This is a genomic window from Reyranella sp. GW821-FHT12G01, from assembly GCF_058806575.1.
This window is the reverse complement of sequence record NZ_JBXAPV010000001.1, coordinates 3,996,324-4,014,326: the sequence shown is the minus strand read 5'-3', so window position 1 is coordinate 4,014,326 and position 18,003 is coordinate 3,996,324. Positions and strand designations below refer to the sequence as shown.

At 65.9% G+C, this 18,003-nt stretch carries 22 protein-coding genes; 6 read left to right on the top strand and 16 right to left on the bottom strand.

From position 1 onward, the window contains the following. Positions 1–113 precede the first annotated feature (113 nt). Positions 114–1,010: a LysR family transcriptional regulator gene (locus tag AC1RP5_RS19325; protein WP_493113203.1), complete on the bottom strand. Its 897-nt coding sequence runs from the start codon at positions 1,008–1,010 to the stop codon at positions 114–116. 91 nt (positions 1,011–1,101) lie between these two features. Between AC1RP5_RS19325 and AC1RP5_RS19320 the strand changes: the two genes are divergently transcribed. Both AC1RP5_RS19320 and wrbA read left to right on the top strand, forming a co-directional pair. Then, positions 1,102–1,971, top strand: a complete 870-nt coding sequence (locus AC1RP5_RS19320) for a pirin family protein (protein WP_493113202.1) — start codon at positions 1,102–1,104, stop codon at positions 1,969–1,971. 50 nt (positions 1,972–2,021) lie between these two features. Next, complete coding sequence (gene wrbA / locus AC1RP5_RS19315) at positions 2,022–2,621, top strand: NAD(P)H:quinone oxidoreductase (RefSeq protein WP_493113200.1); 600 nt, start codon at positions 2,022–2,024, stop codon at positions 2,619–2,621. On the opposite strand, the gene AC1RP5_RS19310 is transcribed toward wrbA, so the two are convergent. From AC1RP5_RS19310 to AC1RP5_RS19295, 4 genes are read right to left on the bottom strand one after another with little or no spacing between them, the layout of a single operon-like run. Next, positions 2,622–4,151: an MFS transporter gene (locus AC1RP5_RS19310; protein ID WP_493113198.1), complete on the bottom strand. Its 1,530-nt coding sequence runs from the start codon at positions 4,149–4,151 to the stop codon at positions 2,622–2,624. Next, complete coding sequence (locus AC1RP5_RS19305; RefSeq protein ID WP_493113196.1) at positions 4,148–5,194, bottom strand: MBL fold metallo-hydrolase; 1,047 nt, start codon at positions 5,192–5,194, stop codon at positions 4,148–4,150. The genes AC1RP5_RS19310 and AC1RP5_RS19305 overlap by 4 nt, the downstream gene beginning before the upstream one ends. Positions 5,195–5,211: 17 nt before the next feature. Continuing rightward, positions 5,212–5,703, bottom strand: coding sequence for a GNAT family N-acetyltransferase (locus AC1RP5_RS19300; RefSeq protein WP_493113402.1), 492 nt, complete (start codon positions 5,701–5,703; stop codon positions 5,212–5,214). After that, the gene (locus tag AC1RP5_RS19295; RefSeq protein ID WP_493113194.1) at positions 5,700–6,842 is read right to left on the bottom strand and encodes an alpha/beta fold hydrolase; all 1,143 of its coding nucleotides are present in this window, start codon (positions 6,840–6,842) and stop codon (positions 5,700–5,702) included. Before AC1RP5_RS19295 ends, AC1RP5_RS19300 begins: the two co-directional genes overlap by 4 nt. A 92-nt stretch (positions 6,843–6,934) precedes the next feature. Here AC1RP5_RS19295 and AC1RP5_RS19290 point away from each other — a divergent pair, with 92 nt between their 5' ends. The 3 genes from AC1RP5_RS19290 to AC1RP5_RS19280 all read left to right on the top strand — a co-directional run bounded on the left by AC1RP5_RS19290 (position 6,935) and on the right by AC1RP5_RS19280 (position 8,553). Next, the gene (locus tag AC1RP5_RS19290) at positions 6,935–7,357 is read left to right on the top strand and encodes a VOC family protein (protein WP_493113192.1); all 423 of its coding nucleotides are present in this window, start codon (positions 6,935–6,937) and stop codon (positions 7,355–7,357) included. A gap of 306 nt (positions 7,358–7,663) precedes the next feature. Further along, positions 7,664–8,014 carry an ArsR/SmtB family transcription factor gene (locus tag AC1RP5_RS19285; RefSeq protein WP_493113400.1) on the top strand — a complete coding sequence of 117 codons (351 nt, stop codon included), beginning with the start codon at positions 7,664–7,666 and terminating at the stop codon, positions 8,012–8,014. After that, positions 8,011–8,553, top strand: a complete 543-nt coding sequence (locus tag AC1RP5_RS19280; protein WP_493113191.1) for an SRPBCC family protein — start codon at positions 8,011–8,013, stop codon at positions 8,551–8,553. The genes AC1RP5_RS19285 and AC1RP5_RS19280 overlap by 4 nt, the downstream gene beginning before the upstream one ends. Before the next feature lie 13 nt (positions 8,554–8,566). Here AC1RP5_RS19280 and AC1RP5_RS19275 read toward each other — a convergent pair whose 3' ends face one another. From AC1RP5_RS19275 to AC1RP5_RS19230, 10 genes are all read right to left on the bottom strand, one after another. Further along, positions 8,567–8,950, bottom strand: coding sequence for a hypothetical protein (locus AC1RP5_RS19275; protein ID WP_493113189.1), 384 nt, complete (start codon positions 8,948–8,950; stop codon positions 8,567–8,569). 134 nt (positions 8,951–9,084) lie between these two features. Next, positions 9,085–10,251, bottom strand: coding sequence for an acyl-CoA dehydrogenase family protein (locus tag AC1RP5_RS19270; RefSeq protein WP_493113187.1), 1,167 nt, complete (start codon positions 10,249–10,251; stop codon positions 9,085–9,087). A gap of 10 nt (positions 10,252–10,261) precedes the next feature. Continuing rightward, positions 10,262–11,056, bottom strand: coding sequence for an alpha/beta fold hydrolase (locus AC1RP5_RS19265; RefSeq protein WP_493113185.1), 795 nt, complete (start codon positions 11,054–11,056; stop codon positions 10,262–10,264). A gap of 5 nt (positions 11,057–11,061) precedes the next feature. Further along, positions 11,062–11,322, bottom strand: a complete 261-nt coding sequence (locus AC1RP5_RS19260) for a hypothetical protein (protein WP_493113183.1) — start codon at positions 11,320–11,322, stop codon at positions 11,062–11,064. Positions 11,323–11,324: 2 nt separating this feature from the next. Continuing rightward, on the bottom strand, positions 11,325–12,095 hold the full coding sequence (locus tag AC1RP5_RS19255) for a glucose 1-dehydrogenase (RefSeq protein ID WP_493113182.1): 771 nt from the start codon (positions 12,093–12,095) through the stop codon (positions 11,325–11,327). Further along, positions 12,092–13,018, bottom strand: coding sequence for a DMT family transporter (locus tag AC1RP5_RS19250; RefSeq protein ID WP_493113180.1), 927 nt, complete (start codon positions 13,016–13,018; stop codon positions 12,092–12,094). The genes AC1RP5_RS19255 and AC1RP5_RS19250 overlap by 4 nt, the downstream gene beginning before the upstream one ends. A 92-nt stretch (positions 13,019–13,110) precedes the next feature. Further along, entirely contained in the window at positions 13,111–14,259 is a 1,149-nt protein-coding gene (locus AC1RP5_RS19245; protein WP_493113178.1) for an ABC transporter permease, read from the bottom strand. Between the two features lie 2 nt (positions 14,260–14,261). Further along, a complete protein-coding gene (locus tag AC1RP5_RS19240) occupies positions 14,262–15,188 on the bottom strand; it encodes an ABC transporter ATP-binding protein (RefSeq protein ID WP_493113176.1) in 927 nt (308 codons plus the stop codon). A 10-nt stretch (positions 15,189–15,198) separates the two neighbouring features. Beyond that, on the bottom strand, positions 15,199–16,200 hold the full coding sequence (locus tag AC1RP5_RS19235; RefSeq protein WP_493113175.1) for an HlyD family secretion protein: 1,002 nt from the start codon (positions 16,198–16,200) through the stop codon (positions 15,199–15,201). Then, a complete protein-coding gene (locus AC1RP5_RS19230; RefSeq protein WP_493113173.1) occupies positions 16,197–16,832 on the bottom strand; it encodes a TetR/AcrR family transcriptional regulator in 636 nt (211 codons plus the stop codon). Before AC1RP5_RS19230 ends, AC1RP5_RS19235 begins: the two co-directional genes overlap by 4 nt. A gap of 87 nt (positions 16,833–16,919) precedes the next feature. Here AC1RP5_RS19230 and AC1RP5_RS19225 point away from each other — a divergent pair, with 87 nt between their 5' ends. Beyond that, positions 16,920–17,528 carry a VOC family protein gene (locus tag AC1RP5_RS19225; RefSeq protein ID WP_493113171.1) on the top strand — a complete coding sequence of 203 codons (609 nt, stop codon included), beginning with the start codon at positions 16,920–16,922 and terminating at the stop codon, positions 17,526–17,528. 65 nt (positions 17,529–17,593) lie between these two features. Here the strand turns inward: AC1RP5_RS19225 and AC1RP5_RS19220 are convergent, their stop codons facing one another. Further along, entirely contained in the window at positions 17,594–17,962 is a 369-nt protein-coding gene (locus tag AC1RP5_RS19220) for a YidH family protein (protein WP_493113169.1), read from the bottom strand. Positions 17,963–18,003 lie beyond the last annotated feature (41 nt).

The window sequence follows — 18,003 nt, the reverse complement described above, 5'->3', positions numbered from 1 at the left end:
CATCTCGACCGGAGGAGTGGAGAGATCTTCTCTCTGCGATTTGACGGCTATTGGTGGAGCGAAGGTCTCTCCACTTCGCGCCTTCGGCGCTTCGGTCGAGACGACGGAGTTTTCTAAACTTGGCTCTTGAACCGCTCGATCAGCCACTGCGCCGCGGGGCCGGGCGGGCTGTCGATGCGGTGCAGGACGCGTAGAGGATAGGTCGCGGCCCACCAGTCGGAGAGGGCGAGTTCGACGAGGCGGCCGGCCTCGATGTCGCCCGTCACCATCGGCGCCGGCATGCTGCCCCAGCCGACGCCGGCCAGCAGAAGCGCGTGCTTGGCGCCGAGATCGGCGAGCCGCCAGGTCTTGGTGCCGACCACGCCGAAATCCTGGCCTTCGGTCAGCTTCGAGCGATCGGTAAGGACGAGCTGGATGTGCTCGCGCGCGGCACCTCGCGCCTGACCGCCAAGGCGGGCGAGCGGGTGGAAGGGCGCGGCCACCGGCACGAGCTGGACGCCGCCGATGGCGATGCTCTCGGTGCCGTCGCTCGCGACGTTCAGCGGGCCGCTGACGCCGATGGTTGCCGTACCGTCGAGCACGAGCTGCGTGACGGCGCCCAGCGTTTCGACATGGAGCCGGAGCTGCACGGTCGGGAAGGTTGTCTGGAAGGCCTGCAGCGCATCGACGAGCCGCGCTGTCGGCAGCATGACGTCGACGGCGAGCGAGACCTCGGCCTCAAGCCCTTCGAGCAGGCCCTTCACCTTGGCGCGCAGCATGTCGACGCCGTGCGTCACCGCGCGGGCCTCGGCCAGCACCGCGCGGCCGGCCTGCGTGAGCTCGGGTTTGCGGGTGGCGATCCGGTCGAACAGCGGCAGGCCGAGCTGGGCCTCCAGATTGTCGATCGCGTAGGTGATCGCCGAGGTGGCGCGGTTCAGGCGGCGGGCGGCGGCGGCAAAGCTGCCGGCCTCGGCCACGGCGAGGAGGACCTGAAGCTGGGCGAAGGAGGGCGTACCGGGCGTTGTCGTCATTTCTAAAATACTGAAAAGATAGTTCAGTATTATACGGATTTTCAGGAAAAGAGGCAGCGCTTACATAGCCGTCACAGCCAAGGAGGCGGCCATGAACAGCAACAAGCGCCAGCTCATTTCCATCCATGACGCGTTCCGGACCCTCGAAGGCGACGGGTTCGAAGTCCGCCGGGCCATTCCGTCCAACGCCTATGAGGCGATCGGCCCGTTCATCTTCCTCGACCAGTTCGGTCCGATCGATGTCCGGCCGGGCGAGGCCAAGGGCGCGTCGGCGCATCCGCATGCGGGTATCGAGACCCTGACCCTGCTGCTGGAAGGCAGCCAGACCCACAAGGACAGTCTCGGCAATGTCAGCAGCATGCGGCCGGGCGAGGTCCAGTGGATGCGCGCCGGTCGCGGCGTGGTCCACGACGAGAGCCCGGACGAACAGCTTCGCCGCGAGGGCGGTCATGTCCATGGCGTCCAGCTCTGGATCAACATGCCCAAGGGCGGGAAGCATGCGGCACCGGCCTATCGCCACGTGAAGGCGTCGGAGATCCCGACCGTCACGGCGGACGAGGGACGCGTCGTGGCGCGGCTCGTGGCCGGCAGCCTGGGCGATCTCAAGGGACCGATCGCGACGTCGGGAGCGCCGTTCGTGGTGCATGCCTCGCTGAAGGACGGCGCGCGCGCCGAGCTTCCGGCGGCCAGCCCGGCCGAACTCGGCGTCTACGTCATGGTCGGCGCGGTACGCGTAGGCAGTGACGAGCGGCGGATCGAGGCAGGCCAGCTCGCGCGGCTGACGGCGGGCGACGTGCTCGAGATCGAGGCGACGGCGGACAGCGAGATCCTGCTGGTCGGCGGCGATCCGCTCGATGCGCCGATCCTGCGCCACGGTCCCTTCGTGATGAATTCGATCGACGAGCTGGAACGGGCGGTCCGCGACTATCACGCCGGCCGCATGGGCCAGGTCGCCGCCTGAAATCTCTCTTTCCTCAACCCCTCAACCTCAATCGACAACTGGAGACTGAAATGACCAAGGTTCTCGTTCTTTATCATTCCGCTTACGGCCACATCGAGACGATGGCGGAAGCCGTTGCCGCTGGTGCCCGCGAGGCCGGCGCACAGGTCGACATCAAGCGCGTCCCCGAGACTGTGCCGGAAGCGGCCGCTAAGGCTGCGCACTTCAAACTCGACCAGAAGGCGCCGATCGCCAAGGTCGAGGACCTCGCCGACTACGACGCGGTGATCGTCGGTACCGGCACGCGCTTTGGCCGCATGTCCTCGCAGATGGCGAGCTTCCTCGACCAGGCCGGCGGCCTTTGGGCGAAGGGCGCGCTGAACGGCAAGGTCGGCGGCGCCTTCACCTCGACGGCGACCCAGCATGGCGGCCAGGAGACGACGCTGTTCTCCATCATCACCAACCTGCTGCACTTCGGCATGGTGGTGGTCGGTCTCGATTACGGTCACGCCGGTCAGATGACGATCGACGAGATCACCGGCGGCAGCCCCTACGGCGCCACGACGATTGCCGGCGGCGCCGGCCAGCGTCAGCCCTCGGAGAACGAACTGGTGGGCGCCCGCTACCAGGGCCGCAAGATCGCGGAGACGGCAAAGAAGCTCGCCGCCTGATTATTCCACGATCGGACCTCGAACACCGGCACCGGCGTCGCGTCCCGCGACGCCGCGTGGCCGTATCAGCGAGATCAGGCCGGCCACGGCGGCGAAGCACACGATCATGACGATCACGTCGCGGCCTGCGGCGACCAGTGTCGCCACAGGCAGGCCCAAGGTGCTGCCGTTGCTGCCGCCCACGGAAAGCGCGAGCAGGGTCGAGGCGCCGGCGATGCCGGAGCTGATGCCGAGGAAGCGCACAACGTTCAATACGCTGCCGGCCTGACCGGTCTCGTTGTCCGGCGCGGCGGACATGATGGCGCTGCTGTTGGGCGAGATGAACAGACCCTGTCCGACGCCGATCACGGCCAGCGACAGGGTGACCAGCCAGAGATGGGCCGGGCTGCCGTCGAGGAAGACGTAGAGGAGCACGAGGCCCGCGATGCAGGTCAGCATGCCGATGCAGGTCGGCACGCGCGGGCCCAGCCGGTCGTAGAGGATCCCGCCCAGGGGTGCGACCAGCCCTAGCAATGCCGGAAGGATCGACAGCCGGAGGCCCGCACCGAGCGCGGAGGCATCGTAGAGACGCACCAGCGCGAAGGGGACGAGGAAGAACACGCCGAATAGGGCGGCGTAGGACGCGAAGTTCGCCAGGTTGCCCAGCAGAAAGGCCGGCTTGGTGAGCAGGTGGAGGTCGAGCAGCGGCGATGGCGAGCGTCGCTCGGCAAAGACGAAGAGGATCGCGCTCGCAATGCCGACGAGGAGGCAGGCGATCAGGATCGGCGATCTCGGTCCGAGCGTATGCAGCTCGTTCAGCACCGCCACGAACCCGGTAAGCGCCGGCGCGATCAGCAGAGCGCCGCGCCAATCGAAGTGCTCGCCCTTGGGAAGCCTGTCGCTGCTGGGAAGGACGAACCAGCCGAGGATCGCGCCGGCAATGCCGATCGGCACGTTGATCCAGAAGGCCCAGTGCCAGCCCAGCGTATCGAGGACGAGGCCGCCGATCGCCGGGCCCGCGCCGAGGCCGATCGCCTGTGCCGCCGACTGCACGCCGAGGCCGCGGCCGCGTTCCTCGGGGCCCATGATCATGACCACGATGGCGACGCTGTTCGAGGTGATCAGCGCGCCGCCGATCGCCTGCAGGACGCGGAAGAAGATCAGCCACGGCAGGGTCGTCGCGAAGCCGCACAGCGCCGAGCCCGCGATGAACAGCAGGAAGCCCGTGATGTAGAGGAGCTTGCGGCCGAACAGGTCGGCCAGCCGTCCGAAGATCGGCATGAACGACGCCATCGCGAGCAGATACGCGACGGCGATCCAGCTCACGCTGCTGAGACGCGCGCCGAACTCGACTTCGAGGCGCGGCAGCAGCACCTGGGTCATGCTGGCATCGACCTGGCCCATGACGGCGCCAATGCAGACCGTGCCGACGACGAACCAGCGGTACGAGCGCAGGCGCGCGACCGCCTGGAGCGGCGGCGGCTCCCGCCCTTTGAAGGCGGCGGCGTACAGCGCGCCGAGGGAGAAAGGGCCGGGAGTGAGGTCAGTCACCAGGTCGGCTTCGTCTCAAATGTCGTCGGCGCCCTGGTCTCGCGCTCCGGCGCGGGGACGCTGGCGTCGAACGTGTAGGTGGTGCCGACGGCTGACTGGCTGACCTTGTCGCCGTAAGCATTGGCCAGCGCATGCAGGGCGCGCCAGCCGGTGCAGTGGCCGGTGATGATGTAGCCGATGTCGAAAGGTTTTAGCGCCTCGACCGTCTGCGGAATGAGATGCTCCATGACGCCGCCCAGATGCAGGCCGCCCATCACCGCGTGGATCGGCACTTCGGGGAACAGGCGTTTCGTCTCTGTGCAGACATTGACGATGCCGGCATGCGAGCAGGCGCTGAACACGACGAGGCCGAGATCGCGCACGTTCACGATCAGCATGCGCTCGTCCATCAGGAACGGATCGGGCCGCCACTCCTCCGAATTGTCCTTGCGGCAGAGATGATCCTCGCGGCCCTTCTCGAAGGCGCTGACCCGGGGAATCTCGCCGCTGTAATAGAAATGATCGTCGAGGAGCGTGCGGGCGTTGCCGTCGTTGACGACGCGGGCGCCCTGCGCCTCCATCTGCGCCGGCGTGGGCACGCGGGCGGCCGGGAAGATGGTGCCGTCCTTCAGCAGCACGCCGCGTTCGTTGAACATGCCGGGATTGACGTTGACCGCCACGCTGTCCCGCCCGCGGCGTTTGGCAATGGCGTCGAGCGCTGCGGGAAGCGCGCCCATGTGATCCCAATGGCCGTGCGTCACGGCGATCTCCTCGACCTCGCCGAGATCGATCGCCATGTTGCGGCAATTGCGGATGAAAGCGGCGCCCTCGGTGCCGGTATCGAACAGCAGGGTGTGCTGCCGGGTTCCGATCTTCGTCCTGAGGCGCAGCCCGTAACCGAGATTGGCGACCAGCAGCGTCTCGCCGGAGATCTCCTTGGCGCCCGCCTTCAGGATATTGGCCATCTCCGACACGGCGAACGCGGGCTTGCTCGCATAGGTGTCGCTCATATTGTCGGTGACGACATCCACGGTGAGTGAATCGACGGTGGCGAGAGTGGTCATGACGATCGTCTCTCCTGTCAGGTCACTGGCGTGAAGGATCGGGCGAGATAGCGAACGGTCTTGGCGCCACCGTGGATGGCGGCATGGCCGACTTCGGCAAATCCGAGTGCCTCGTGAAACGCGTCCGAGGCCGGATTGGGCGGATCGGAATTCACTTCGCACACGACGAGAGTATGGCCGGCTTCGACGACCCGGAGGAAGAGATCTTTGTAGAGGAGGTTGGCCAGGCCACGCTTGCGCATCGCCGGATCGACCACGATGCGGTCGATGTAGACGAAGCGCGGATAGCGCTCACGGAACCACAGATAGTTCGGGCTGTCGTAGTCGGCGTCCTGGTCGAAGGCCATGAGGAAAGCCGCACCATCGCCGACGCGCCCGGCGTAGAAGGCCTGGCTGAGGAGATGCCGCAGCTTCCCGGCGTCGAGCCAGGACAGCTCGACGGCGTGGGCATTGTTGAGCGCGAGAACGGCGGCTTCGTCGTCCGCCGAGACGGGTTGCGGCGCGGTCAGGCGCGCGTTTCCTTGAGGAACCTGATCAGCAGGCGGCTCACTTCGGCGGCCTGCTCCTGCTGCACCCAGTGGCCGGCGCCTTCGACCATGTGGATCTCCTTCATGTTGGTGCAGGCGCTCTTCTGCATCTTCTCCAGCGCGCCGGGTGACTGGTAGTTGCCCCAGTCGCTCTTGCCCGAGATGAAGGTCGAGGGCTGGTCGATGGTGCGGCCGGTGAAGATTTCCAGTTCCGGCGTGACGCGGCCGCTGGTGCGCGCGCGATACCAGTTGAGACCGCCCTGGAAGCCGTTGCGTTCGTATTCGCCGACATAGACCGCGAGTTCGTCGTCGGTGAGCCACTTGGCGGCGGCGATCTCGGCCGCCGTCGGCATATGCTTGGCCACCGTCTCGGCCATGCCCTCGGCCAGGTCCATGATGTAGTAGGTCGGCATCTTCGCCAGTTCCTCGGCGATCCAGCCCTTCAGCTCATAGGGCTTGTTCTCCTTCCAGTCGGCACTCTTGTAGTGATAGTAGGCCCGCAGGAAATTGTGCAGGCCCTGCTTGGCGTGCCACTGCTCCTCGTTGGCCTCGCGCGTCGACTGATACCATTGGTAATGCTTGCGCGGCCGCGGCAGTGCGGCCATCGCGGCGTGGACGTCGGGCGCCGGCTTCGCTGCCGGCTTGCCGTCGGTGTCGAACGGCACGGCCGACGGACCTGCGAACGGCGCGCTCATCAGCGCCATGCGCTTGAAGATGTCGGGCCGCGCCAACGAGGCGTAGGACGCGACCGAGGAGCCGAAATCGTGGCCGACCGCCGCCTCGGCGGTGCGATGGCCGAGCGCGTACAGCACGCCGATCGCGTCGCGCAGCAGATTGGTGAAACGGAAGCCGATCTGGTCGGCGTCGAAGTCGGCGCTCCAGCCGGTCGTACGGCCATATCCGCGCAGGTCCGGCGCGATGACGTGATAGCCGGCGTCGGCCAGCGCGGGCATCACTTTCCGCCAGCTATAGGCGATCTCGGGAAAGCCATGGAACAGCATCACGGCGGGTGCTTTTTTATCGAAGCCCGCTTCGAGGATATGGATGTCGAGGCCGTTGATGCCAGGAAGGATGCGGGCGCGGACGCCAGCGGGGAGGACGGAGGCGGGAAGGGGTTGCATGCAACGAGCCTACGCCGACTGTTGTTTAAAAGTCAGCCTGTCTCTCGGTGGGCCATGCAACGGGTCCGCTCTGCGATCACAAGGAGAATGTCATGCCGCAGCAACAAATCTCGGTCATCACGCTGGGCGTCAAGGACATCGCGCGCTCCAGGCGTTTCTATGTCGAGGGATTCGACTGGAAACCGGTCTTCGAGAACGAGGAGATCGTGTTCTACCAGATGAACGGGCTGATGCTGGGCACATGGCTGGCGTCGGCGCTTGACGCCGATTCGAAGCGAACGGCCAAAACGCCCGGCGCATTCAGTGTCGCGCACAACGTCACGAGCAAGGAAGCCGTGCAGCCGCTGATGGACAAACTGGCTTCGGCCGGTGGCACGATCCTCAGGCCTGCGGATGCGCCGCCCCATGGCGGCTTTCGCGGCTATATCGCCGATCCCGACGGCCACGCCTGGGAGATCGCCTGGAATCCCGCCTGGCCGATCGACGCCGAAGGCCATGTCACTTTTGGCACGTGATCCGTCCCGACCAGACGATCCACGCACTTGTTGAAGGCCGGCGTGTTGGGCTTGATGCCCTGGTCTAGACAGGCCTTTTCGGCGAGCACGAGGGCGTGGCCCGACTGAGCCTGGACCGGCGGCGCGAAGGTGGCCGCAGCGGCCGCCGCGCCGACGGCGATGAAGATCGTGTTCAGACGATTCATGGCATTCTCCGTTGCTGTCTGAAAAACGCCCGCCGTCGCGAGGCAGTTGCCGCAAAAGCATGGCGAAGATAGTTCAACTGAATGGTTGAATGTTGTCGGGCGGCCTGCCATATTCAACCATATGGTTGAACCAAGAGCAGACCAACTGGATCGCGTTTTCCACGCGCTCGCCGATCCGACGCGCCGCGCGATGCTGCAGCGCCTCGCGGGAGGCGAACACAGTGTCGGCGAGCTGGCCGAACCCTTCGACATGTCCTTCGCTGCCGCCGCCAAGCACGTGAAGGTGCTGGAGGGGGCGGGCCTTCTCAGGCGCACGATCGAAGGACGCACCCATCGTTGTCGCATCGAGGCCGGCCCGCTCGCTGAAGCCGACCGGTGGATCGCCCATTGCCAGCGCTTCTGGACCCATCGTCTCGATGCTCTTGAAACGGCGCTGCTGCGTCATGCCCGCAAGAAGAGGAGCCGCAAATGACCGCCCCGACGAACAAGCACGGCCGGATCATCGCCCCGGCGGAGGTCCGTTTCGAACGACTGCTGCCCGGCCCGATCGAGACCGTCTGGCAGTTCCTGACGGACTCGGAGAAGCGCGGCGAATGGCTGGGCTCGGGTCCTATGGAACTTAAGGTCGGTGGCAAGGCGAAGCTCACCTTTCGTCATGCCGAACTGTCGCCTCACAAGGTGCCAGCGCCCGCGAAGTACAAAAACCTCGATGTGGAGGCTCCGACCAGCGAGCACACGATCACTAGGATCGACCCGCCGCATCTCCTGGCCTTCACCTGGCCGCCCGGCTCAGAAGTCACCTTCGAACTGAAGCCGCAAGGTTCGAAGGTTCTCCTGACCGTGACGCATCGCAAGCTGGGCAGCCGCGAGGAGATGGTGATGGTCAGCGGTGGCTGGCACACGCATCTCGAGATACTGGTCGAGCGCGCGCATGGAAGAACACCGCCGGCCTTCTGGGCGGTGTTCGGGGATATCGAAGAGGATTACGACAAGCTCTATCCGCCCGAGTAGCTACGGCGCGTAGTTACTGCTCAGCGATCTGCTTGCCGTACTGCGGCTCGTCGGTGAAGACGAGCAGACGGCGGGCGTGGGTCTCTTTCTCGAGACAGGCTTTGTAGCCCGAGGTGGCCGGCGCAAGGCCGTACTCAAGGCACGCGTCCCGCGCATCCGCGGTTACGCGGGCCATCGTGTAGGCGATTTCGGGCTCGCCCCATTCGAGGGCGCGCGTCGCCTGCGAGAGGCAATATTCGTAGCCGCTCGACGTCGGCTTGATGCCCTGCTCACGGCAAATCCGCTCGGCCTGGCTTTGGGCCGAAGCGGGCGGGACAGGCGGCGCAAATGCCACGATGCCGGCAACGAGGAAGGCACTTCCCAGCGCGAAGCCGGCGTGAAGCTGGTTGCGAGTCATGGACTGCTCCAGTGAATTGGTTGCGATCAGGTACTGGAAGAACGTCCTGAATCCCCAAGGGGTTGCCGATACAAACGATACAATCGTCTGCGGTTGCCCCTTTTTCGCCCCAATTCACCTGCCGTGGAGGCCCGTCAGTAGCTCTTGGGCAGTCCCAGTACCCGTTCGGCCACGTAGCAGAGGATGAGCTGCTCGCTGACCGGCGCGATGCGGGCGATCATGACCTCGCGCAGGAAGCGTTCGACGTGGAACTCCTTGGCGTAGCCGTAGCCGCCATGGGTCAGGATGGCGCGCTCGCAGGCGTCGTAGGCGGAGCGGGCGCCGAGATACTTGGCCGAATTGGCCTCGGCGCCGCAGTCCTTGCCGTTGTCGTACAGCCAGGCCGCCTTGAAGGTCAGCAGGTTGGCCGCCTCGAGCTGCATCCAGCTCTCGGCCAGCGGGTGTTGGATCGCCTGGTTCTTGCCGATCGGGCGGCCGAACACGACCCGCTCCTTGGCGTATTGCGTGGCCTTGGCCAGTGCCGCCTTGCCGATGCCGATCGCTTCGGCGGCGATCAGGATGCGCTCGGGGTTCAGGCCGTGCAGCAGGTAGTGGAAGCCCTTGCCTTCCTCGCCGATACGATCCTCGAGCGGCACCTTCAGCCCGTCGATGAACACCTGGTTGGTGTCGATGGCCTTGCGGCCCATCTTGTCGATCTCGGTGATCTCGATCTTGGAGCGATCGACGTCGGTGTAGAAGAGCGACAGGCCGTCGGTCGGCTTCTTGCACTTTTCTTTGGGCGTGGTGCGCGCAATCAGCAGCATCTTGTCGGCGACCGAGGCGGTCGTCGTGAAGGTCTTCTTGCCGTGCACGACGTAGCCGTTGCCGTCGCGCTCGGCCTTGGTGTCGAGCGCGGTGGTGTTGAGGCCGGCATCCGGCTCGGTGACGGCGAAGCAGCCCTTCACCTTGCCCTTGATGATGTCGGGCAGGATGCGCTTCTTCTGTTCCTCGGTGCCGAACACCACGATTGGGTTGGGGCCGAACACGTTGAGATGGACCGCCGAGGCGCCCTGAAGTGCGGCGCCGGACTCGGCCACCGCCTGCATCATGATCGCCGCTTCGGTGATGCCGAGGCCCGAGCCGCCATACTCTTCCGGCATGGCGATGCCGAGCCAGCCGGCATCGGCCATCGCGCGATAAAAGTCCTCGGGGAAGCCGCCGTCCTTGTCCTTCTTCAGCCAGTACTTGTCGTCGAACCCGGCGCAGAGCTTGGCGACGCTGTCCTTGATGGCGAGCTGGTCTTCGGTGAACGCGAAATCCATGGGTCGTGTCCTAACGGTTGAGGCCGAGGAAGCTCATCATGAGCCGGTTGAACGGCTCGGGGCGCTCGACGTTGGGCAGATGGCGCGCCTTGGCGATGTCCTCGTAGCGCGCGCCGGGAATCTTCGAAGCGATCAGCTTGTTACGGTCGGGCGGGGTGGCCGGATCGTCATCGCCGCAGATCACCAGGGTCGGGATCTTGATGGTCGGCAGCCGGTCGAGATAGTCGAAGTTCTGGATGGCGCCGGCGCATCCGAGGAAGCCCGCGTCGGACGTGCCGCAGATCGTGGAGTGGATCTCCTTCCAGCGCGCCGGGTTGGCTTCCTTGAACTCCGAGGTGAACCACCGCTCCATGTTGCCGTCGGCCAGAGCCTTGACGCCGCCCTTGCGGACCGCCGCCTTGCGCTGGTCCCATTGGCCGCCTGAATCGTCGGGTGAAGAGGGGTGGGTGTCGCACAAGGTAAGCGACTGCAGGCGCTCAGGGTATGCGAGCGCAAAGCCCTGGCCGATCATGCCGCCGATCGACAGGCCGATATAATGGACCTTCCAGATGCCCAGCACATCGAGCGCGCCTTTCACGTCACCCGCGAGCTGGTCCATCGTGTAGTCGCCCTCGACCGGCTGGCTGCCGCCATGCCCGCGCATGTCGAGGCGCAGCACCCGATAGCCCGCGGCCAGCAACGGCACGAGCTGCTCCGTCCACATGCCGCCATCGGCCGCAAGAGAATGGGTAAAACAGACTGCCGGCGCATTCTGCGGCCCGGCCAGGTCGAAGTAGATCTTGCGTCCGTCGAGATTGAGAATCATGGGCCTCAGGTCCGAATGAGCGAGTAAACAATATCCGCAGCTTGAGCGAGAAGGCCCAACGCGGTCCAGCCGAGGAATATCAACGCGACGATCTTGAACCAGAAGGGCAGCTTGCGGCGATGGCCACCTGTCGTGTGCGTGGCGAAGCTGAAGCCATCGATCGTCGCGCCTTGTTCGTGTGGTGTCGATGGAGGCGCGACCATCTCCGTCACCAGTGGCTTCGGATCGAGCACGGCCTTCAGGGAGATCGGCTCGCCCGGCTTCATCGTCACATCGCCGAGATGCCGCCGTCGATGATCACTTCCGAGCCGGTCATGAAGCTCGATTCGTCGGAGGCGAGGAAGACGAGGGCCCAGCCCACTTCCTCAGGGCGCCCGAGGCGGCCGATCGGGACCTGCTTGCCCAGCTTCTGCTGCATCAGGTCCTGGCCGAAGCGGTCGCGATACTTGTCGAGGATCGGCGTGTCGATGAAGGTCGGGTGCACCGAGTTGCAGCGGATGTTGTAGCCCGACTTGGCACAATGCAGCGCCACCGACTTGCTGAGCAGGCGAACGCCGGCCTTGGCCGAATTGTAGGCTGCCATGTTGGCGCCGGCGATGATGCCCGAGATCGACGAGATGTTGATCACCGAGCCGCCCAGGCGGCCGGTGTGCTTCTTGATCTCGGCGACGCCGTGCTTGCAGCCCAGGAACACGCCGTCGAGGTCGATCGCGTGGACCTTGCGCCATTCGGCGAGCTCGATCTCCTCGACCGTCTTGCTGAGGCCGATGCCGGCCGAGTTCAGCAGCACGTGCAGGGCGCCGAATTTGTCGACGGCCTCCTGGATCGCGGCCTTCCAGTTGTCCTCGCTCGTCACATCGAGTTTCACGAAGTGGCCCGAAGTGCCCAGCCGGTCGGCGACGGCCTTGCCGCGATCGACCGCGACGTCGGTCACGACGACCTTGGCGCCTTCCTTGGCCATCAGTTCGGCGGCATTGGCGCCGAGGCCCGAGGCGCCACCGGTGATGAGCGCAACCTTGCCCGCCAGACGATCCGTCATGTCTTCTTTCCTCCCGCGGCGGCCCCCGCTTTTGCCTCGCGGTGGGCGATGTAGGTCGTGGAAGCCACGATGACGGCGGCACCCACGAACGTCCAGATATCCGAGGTCTTGCCCCAGACCGCCACGTCCATCAAGGCGGCCCAGACGATGCCGAGGAAGGTGATGGGTTGCAGGGCGGAAATGTCGAGCAGGCGATAGGCCCAGGTTATGAAGAAGTAGCCCATCGTCCCGAAGAAACCGGCCGACAGGAACAACAGGAGCTGGTCGCCGGTCGGCGTCTGCCAGAACCAGAGGCCGAGCGGCGTGAAGCAGATCGCGCCGATGATGCTCTGCCACAGCACGACGACGGCGGGCTTGTCGCGGCCCGACACGACCTTGGCCACGAGGTTCGAGCCCGCGATCAGCGGCACGGCGCAGAGCATGTACAGGATGCCGGGATTCATGGCGAGGAGGCCCGGCCGCACGATGATCAGCATGCCGACGAAACCGATGCCGACCGCCAGCCAGCGCCGCCAGTGCACCGTCTCGCGCAGGAAGATCACCGCGCCGACGGTGACGAAGATCGGCCCGGTGAAGCTCAGTGCCGCCATGGTGGCGAGCGGCAGCCAGACCACGGCCTCGTACCACAGCGCATAGCCCGAGGTGTGGAAGAGGCCGCGGAAGCAATGGAGCTTCAGGTCCTGCGTCTTCATCCCGGCGAGGCCGGCGCGCCACAGGAGATAGGGCGCGATCAGCGCGACGCCGGCGGCCCAGCGGCCCCAGGCGACGTAGAGCGGCGGCATCTCGCTCGCCAGCTCCTTCACCGAGGCGTTGAGGAAATTGAAGAAGATTCCCGAGACGACGGCGAGGAAGAAGCCCCGCGCGGTGCGCGAGGGGATCAGGCGCGACAGCGTATCGGTCGTGTCGATGGCGGGAGCAGACATGCGCAGCCAGAGGAGGCCGAGATGCGACTCCGGTCAAGGCACTGCTTTCGCAGGTCAGCCCCTCAAGGAACTAATCCGGGTGAGGGCGGCGGCTAATCCAACGTCACCTTGTAGCGGCTGACGGCCAGCACCGAGACGATCAGGAGCATGGCGAGCAGGGCCGCCAGCTCGGTCGAGATGTCGTCGAAGCCCGCGCCCTTCAGCATGACGCCGCGCACCACCCGCATGAAATGCGTCGCGGGCAGGGCCTCGCCGATCCATTGCGCCCAGACCGGCATGCCGCGGAAGGGGAACATGAAGCCCGACAGCAGGATCGAGGGCAGCATCATGAAGAACGAGGCCTGCATCGCCTGGAGCTGGTTCTGGGTCAGCGTCGAGATGGTGAAGCCGATGGCGAGGTTCACGGTGATGAACAGGGCCGTGCCCGTTGCCAGCAGGAGCACGTTGCCCTGGATGGCGACGTCGAACAGCACACGCGCCACGGTCAAGATGACGGTGACCTGCACGGCGCCGATGACGATGTAGGGCAGTATCTTGCCGATCATGACTTCGACCGGCCGCACCGGCATGGCCAAAAGGTTCTCCATGGTGCCGCGCTCGCGCTCGCGGGTGACGGCCAGCGCCGTCATCATCACCATGGTCATGGTGAGGATTACTGCCAGCAGGCCGGGCACGATGTTGAGCCGCGACTTGCCCTCGGGGTTGTAGCGACGCTGCACGACGACTTCGACGGAATCGGGCTTGTCGCGAAGACCGGCGAGCGGTCCCACGAAGTCGCGGGCCAACGCCTGGGCAATGGAAGGACCGGCGGCGGCCAGGGGGTTGGCGGCGGCCATGGGATCGGTGGCGTCGGCGTCGATCAGGATCTGCGCGCGCTCGCCACGGATCAGCCGGCGCGTGAAGTCCGAGGGGATGGTCACGACGAACTGCACCTCGCCTTGCTGCAAGAGCGCATTGGCTTCGTCCTGGCTCGTCAGGTGGTGCGTAAAGCGCATGTAGCCGGTGTTGTTCAGCGCCGAGAGCACGGTGCGCGTGATCTGGCTCTGGTCGGCGGAGATGACGGCGGTCGGCAGGTGATGCGGATCAGCGTCGATCGCATAGCCGAACAGCAGGAGCTGCGCGATCGGCATGCCGAACATCATGGCGAAGGTCAGCCGGTCGCGCCGGAGCTGCAACACCTCCTTCATCACCATGGCGCCGAGCCGCTTCAGGAACCCGCGCCGCGCGGTGAACCAGCGCATGGTCAAGCGCCGGGCGCGTTGTCGTGCGCCCGCCCCATGAGGTGGATGAAGATGTCTTCCAGCGTTGGCTCGGCCTCTTCCCAGACGATGTCGGGATCGCCGCGATAGGGCGCGATGGCCGCTTCGAGCGCGGCGCGGTCGGGGCCGCAAACGTGGAGCGTCGTGCCGAAGGCGGCGGCGGCACTGACGCCGGGCGCGTCGCGCAGCTTCGAAGCCAGCCGGTCGGCACCGGGGCCGCTGGCGATGTAGGCGAAGAGGCCGGACTGGCGCACGATGTCGGCCGCTGTGCCGCGCGCCATCAATTCGCCGTAGGCGATGTAGGCGATCTCGTGACAGCGTTCGGCCTCGTCCATGTAATGGGTCGAGACCAGCACGGTGATGCCGTCGGCGGCATAGGCATGGATCTCATCCCAGAAGGCGCGGCGGGCCTTGGGATCGACGCCGGCGGTCGGTTCGTCGAGCAGCAGCAGCTTGGGCTCGTGCAGCACGCAGGCGGCCAGCGCCAGCCGCTGCTTCCAGCCGCCCGACAGCGAGCCCGCGAGCTGACCCTGGCGGGTCGTGAGGCCGAGCCGCTCCAGCGACTGGTCGACCCTCTCTTTGAGGCGGTCGAGCCCGTAGACGCGGCCGACGAATTCGAGGTTCTCGCGGATCGTCAGGTCCTCGTAGAGGCCGAAGCGCTGCGTCATGTAGCCGGTCTGCCGCTTGATCGCCTCGCGCTCGCGCACGAGATCGTGGCCGAGGCAGGTGCCGCCGCCGCCGTCGGGAGTAAGCAGACCGCAGATCATGCGGAGGGTCGTGGTCTTGCCGGAGCCGTTGGGCCCGAGGAAGCCGCAGATGCGGCCCTGCTCGACGGCGAGGCTGAACTTGTCGACGACCGTGCGCGTGCCGTAGCGCTTCACCAGGTCGTGGACGTCGATCGCCAGGGTCATGGCAACACCGTCATGGCGCCGAACCGAACGGCTCGACCGAGACCGGCAATCCCGGCGGCAAGGGCGTGCCGGTGGCGGTCGGCCGCGCCTCGACCAAAAAGACGAGCTTGGTCCGCGCGGTCTGCGAGTAGATCACCGGCGGCGTGTATTCGGCGCGCGGCGAGACGTAGATGATCGTGGCCTTGAGGCCGGCAGGGCAGGAGTCGCAGGTGAAGGAGACCTCGCGGCCGGTACGGGCGCGCGCCACGTCTTCTTCCGGCACGAAGAAGCGCAACTTCACGCGGAAGTCAGGCAGCAGCGACACGACCGGCGAGCCCGCCGGCACCCATTCGCCGACATTGAAGAAGGTGTTCTCGACCAGCGCATCCTCGGGCGCGACCGGCATCAGGTCCTCCAGCCGCTTCTTCGCCTGCGCGAGGTTGGCCTCGTTCTGCTCGATCAGCGCGGCGGCGGCCGCGATCTCACTCTGCCGCGCGGCGAGATCACCCACACGTTCCTGCGCCGCCAGCGAGGCCGCGCGTGACTTGAGCTGACGCACCTGCGAATCGGCCTGCTCGTAGGCCTGGTGCGTGGAGATGTTGCGCGACACCAGCTCGGTCTGTCGCTTCAGTTCGGTCTCGGCCTGCACCAGGGCGGCCTCGACCTCTCGGCGCTGGGCGCGGATCACGTCCTGCTCTTCCTGGCGCTTGCCGGTCAGCAGGTTGTCGTGCCGCGCCTTGGCCTCCGCGAGCATCGCCTCGGCGCGCGCGACCTCGGCCTTGGCGGCGACGGGGTCGATGACGAACAGCCGGTCACCCTTCTTCACCCTGCCGCCGCGATCCACCGGCCGCTCGATCAACCGCCCGGCGATCGGTGGTGCGATCAGGCTGGTCTCGCCCTCGACATAACCGAGATAGCGGCCATCGTCGGGACCGATGCCGACCAGCGCGAGGAGACGGTCGCCCCAGATGACGTACGAGACGAGCAGTGCGGCGACGAGGGCCACGACGACGAGGAGGGGCGTGCGTTTCATGCGGCTTCTCCCGCGACGGGGCGCAGCGCGTGCAGCATCAGGTCGGCATGGTGTCGCGCGAGCGCCTGGATATCGAGCCGGTCCGCGCCGATCGGCTCGAACACGGTGCGCCAGATGATGGCGAGCAGCATCGGGCCGATCATCGAACGCACGGTCATGAAGGTGTCGACCTTGCGGAACTCCCCTTGCTCGATGCCGCGCCGGATCAGCCCTTCCATCAGCGGCAAACCGCGGCCGATTACGTCCTTCAGGTAGAACTGGCCGATCTCGGGAAAGGCACGGGACTCCGAGATCACCAGCTTGGCGACCGCCGCCATCGGCGAATTCTCGACGCGGTTGGCCATGAATTCGAGGATGCGTGGGAGCAAAGGCGCGACCGGTCCGTGATGGCCGGCCAGCATCGCTTCCACCATCCCGAGATTATTGCCCACGGCATGCTGGACCACGCCTTTGAAGAGCGCGGTCTTGTCCTCGAAGTAGAGGTAGATCGCGGCCTTGGAGAGCCCGGCCCGCTTGGCTACGTCGTCGAGGCGCGTGCCGGCGAAGCCCGTCTCGACGAACTGGGCGAGGGCTGCGTCGATGATCTCCTGCGGCCGGGCGGCGGGCGCGCGGCGCTGTTTAGGCGCTTTCATAGAACTAACTTACCAGTCAGTTAGTTATTCTGCAAGGTGGCTGCCGGTAGTTAATGAGAAGGCCTAGACTGGGTTCCGGAGGTCGCCATGGACACAGTGATCGAGACCGCGCCGCGCCGCCGGGCCCTGGCGGACAAGCCCGCAACGCCCATCCTGTTCGCGCACTTCGTGCTGCGCTCCTCGAACGTGCAGCCGATGATCGACTGGTACTCGGCGGTGCTGAACATGCACATCGTCCAGCGCACCGAGTACATCTGCTTCCTGACCTACGACGACGAGCATCATCGTCTCGGCATCGTGAACCTGGCGGGCCTGAAGGCGCCGGATGCAAAGACCTCGGGCCTGGCGCACGTCGCCTATACCTTTGCCGACATCGGTGCGCTGCTCTCGACCTATCGCCGCGTGAAGGCGCTGGGCATCGAGCCGTCGCGCTGCATCCATCACGGCCCGACCGTGTCGATCTACTATCGCGATCCCGACGGCAACGGCGTCGAGCTGCAGGTCGACCGTTACGCGACGAAGGAGGCGACGGCGGCCTACTTCCAGACCGAGGCGTTCAGGAAGAACCCGATCGGGATCGTCTTCGATCCCGAGGCGCTGGTGAAAGCCTACGAAGCCGGCGCCCCGGAGAGCGAGCTGCTCGACATGCCCGACGGTCCGCCGGCTCCGCCGCAGTCGGCGCCGAGCAAGAGCTGACTCATTCGGACCGCGGGCCTTCTGGCCCGCTCATGATCATGATGCGGGTCCGGAGACCCGCGGTCCTAGAAAAGCCAAATCAAGGCCGACCCACCGGTCAGGCCGATCACGATGGCCGTGCCGACCATGACGGCGCGGGACGGGCGGTAGGTCTCGTCGTCGATGGTCTTGCCGACATGGAGATAGTGCCAGGTCGCCCCGATCAGCATGACGATACCCAGCACCACCAGTCCGATGCCGAGCTTCTCGACGTGCCGGTTCGCGAGGTCGCGGACTTCCGGCACGACCTGATGGATTTCCATCAGGAAGAGGGCGAAGCGGTTGATCGCGACGCCGAGCGTCATCACCGCGATCGCCGTCCGGATCCAGGCGAGGAACGTGCGCTCGTTGGCCAGATGATCGGTGACGTGCGGGCTCTTCTTCGGACTGTCCACGGCGTAACTCCTGTGCGCCAAAGAAAAAGGCGCGATCCCGG

Coding starts and splice junctions, on each gene's coding strand:
- AC1RP5_RS19325 (WP_493113203.1), bottom strand. CDS start 1,010: ATGACGACAACGCCCGGTACGCCCTCCTTCGCCCAGCTTCAGGTCCTC.
- AC1RP5_RS19320 (WP_493113202.1), top strand. CDS start 1,102: ATGAACAGCAACAAGCGCCAGCTCATTTCCATCCATGACGCGTTCCGG.
- wrbA (WP_493113200.1), top strand. CDS start 2,022: ATGACCAAGGTTCTCGTTCTTTATCATTCCGCTTACGGCCACATCGAG.
- AC1RP5_RS19305 (WP_493113196.1), bottom strand. CDS start 5,194: ATGACCACTCTCGCCACCGTCGATTCACTCACCGTGGATGTCGTCACC.
- AC1RP5_RS19295 (WP_493113194.1), bottom strand. CDS start 6,842: ATGCAACCCCTTCCCGCCTCCGTCCTCCCCGCTGGCGTCCGCGCCCGC.
- AC1RP5_RS19290 (WP_493113192.1), top strand. CDS start 6,935: ATGCCGCAGCAACAAATCTCGGTCATCACGCTGGGCGTCAAGGACATC.
- AC1RP5_RS19285 (WP_493113400.1), top strand. CDS start 7,664: ATGGTTGAACCAAGAGCAGACCAACTGGATCGCGTTTTCCACGCGCTC.
- AC1RP5_RS19280 (WP_493113191.1), top strand. CDS start 8,011: ATGACCGCCCCGACGAACAAGCACGGCCGGATCATCGCCCCGGCGGAG.
- AC1RP5_RS19275 (WP_493113189.1), bottom strand. CDS start 8,950: ATGACTCGCAACCAGCTTCACGCCGGCTTCGCGCTGGGAAGTGCCTTC.
- AC1RP5_RS19270 (WP_493113187.1), bottom strand. CDS start 10,251: ATGGATTTCGCGTTCACCGAAGACCAGCTCGCCATCAAGGACAGCGTC.
- AC1RP5_RS19265 (WP_493113185.1), bottom strand. CDS start 11,056: ATGATTCTCAATCTCGACGGACGCAAGATCTACTTCGACCTGGCCGGG.
- AC1RP5_RS19260 (WP_493113183.1), bottom strand. CDS start 11,322: ATGAAGCCGGGCGAGCCGATCTCCCTGAAGGCCGTGCTCGATCCGAAG.
- AC1RP5_RS19255 (WP_493113182.1), bottom strand. CDS start 12,095: ATGACGGATCGTCTGGCGGGCAAGGTTGCGCTCATCACCGGTGGCGCC.
- AC1RP5_RS19250 (WP_493113180.1), bottom strand. CDS start 13,018: ATGTCTGCTCCCGCCATCGACACGACCGATACGCTGTCGCGCCTGATC.
- AC1RP5_RS19245 (WP_493113178.1), bottom strand. CDS start 14,259: ATGCGCTGGTTCACCGCGCGGCGCGGGTTCCTGAAGCGGCTCGGCGCC.
- AC1RP5_RS19240 (WP_493113176.1), bottom strand. CDS start 15,188: ATGACCCTGGCGATCGACGTCCACGACCTGGTGAAGCGCTACGGCACG.
- AC1RP5_RS19235 (WP_493113175.1), bottom strand. CDS start 16,200: ATGAAACGCACGCCCCTCCTCGTCGTCGTGGCCCTCGTCGCCGCACTG.
- AC1RP5_RS19230 (WP_493113173.1), bottom strand. CDS start 16,832: ATGAAAGCGCCTAAACAGCGCCGCGCGCCCGCCGCCCGGCCGCAGGAG.
- AC1RP5_RS19225 (WP_493113171.1), top strand. CDS start 16,920: ATGGACACAGTGATCGAGACCGCGCCGCGCCGCCGGGCCCTGGCGGAC.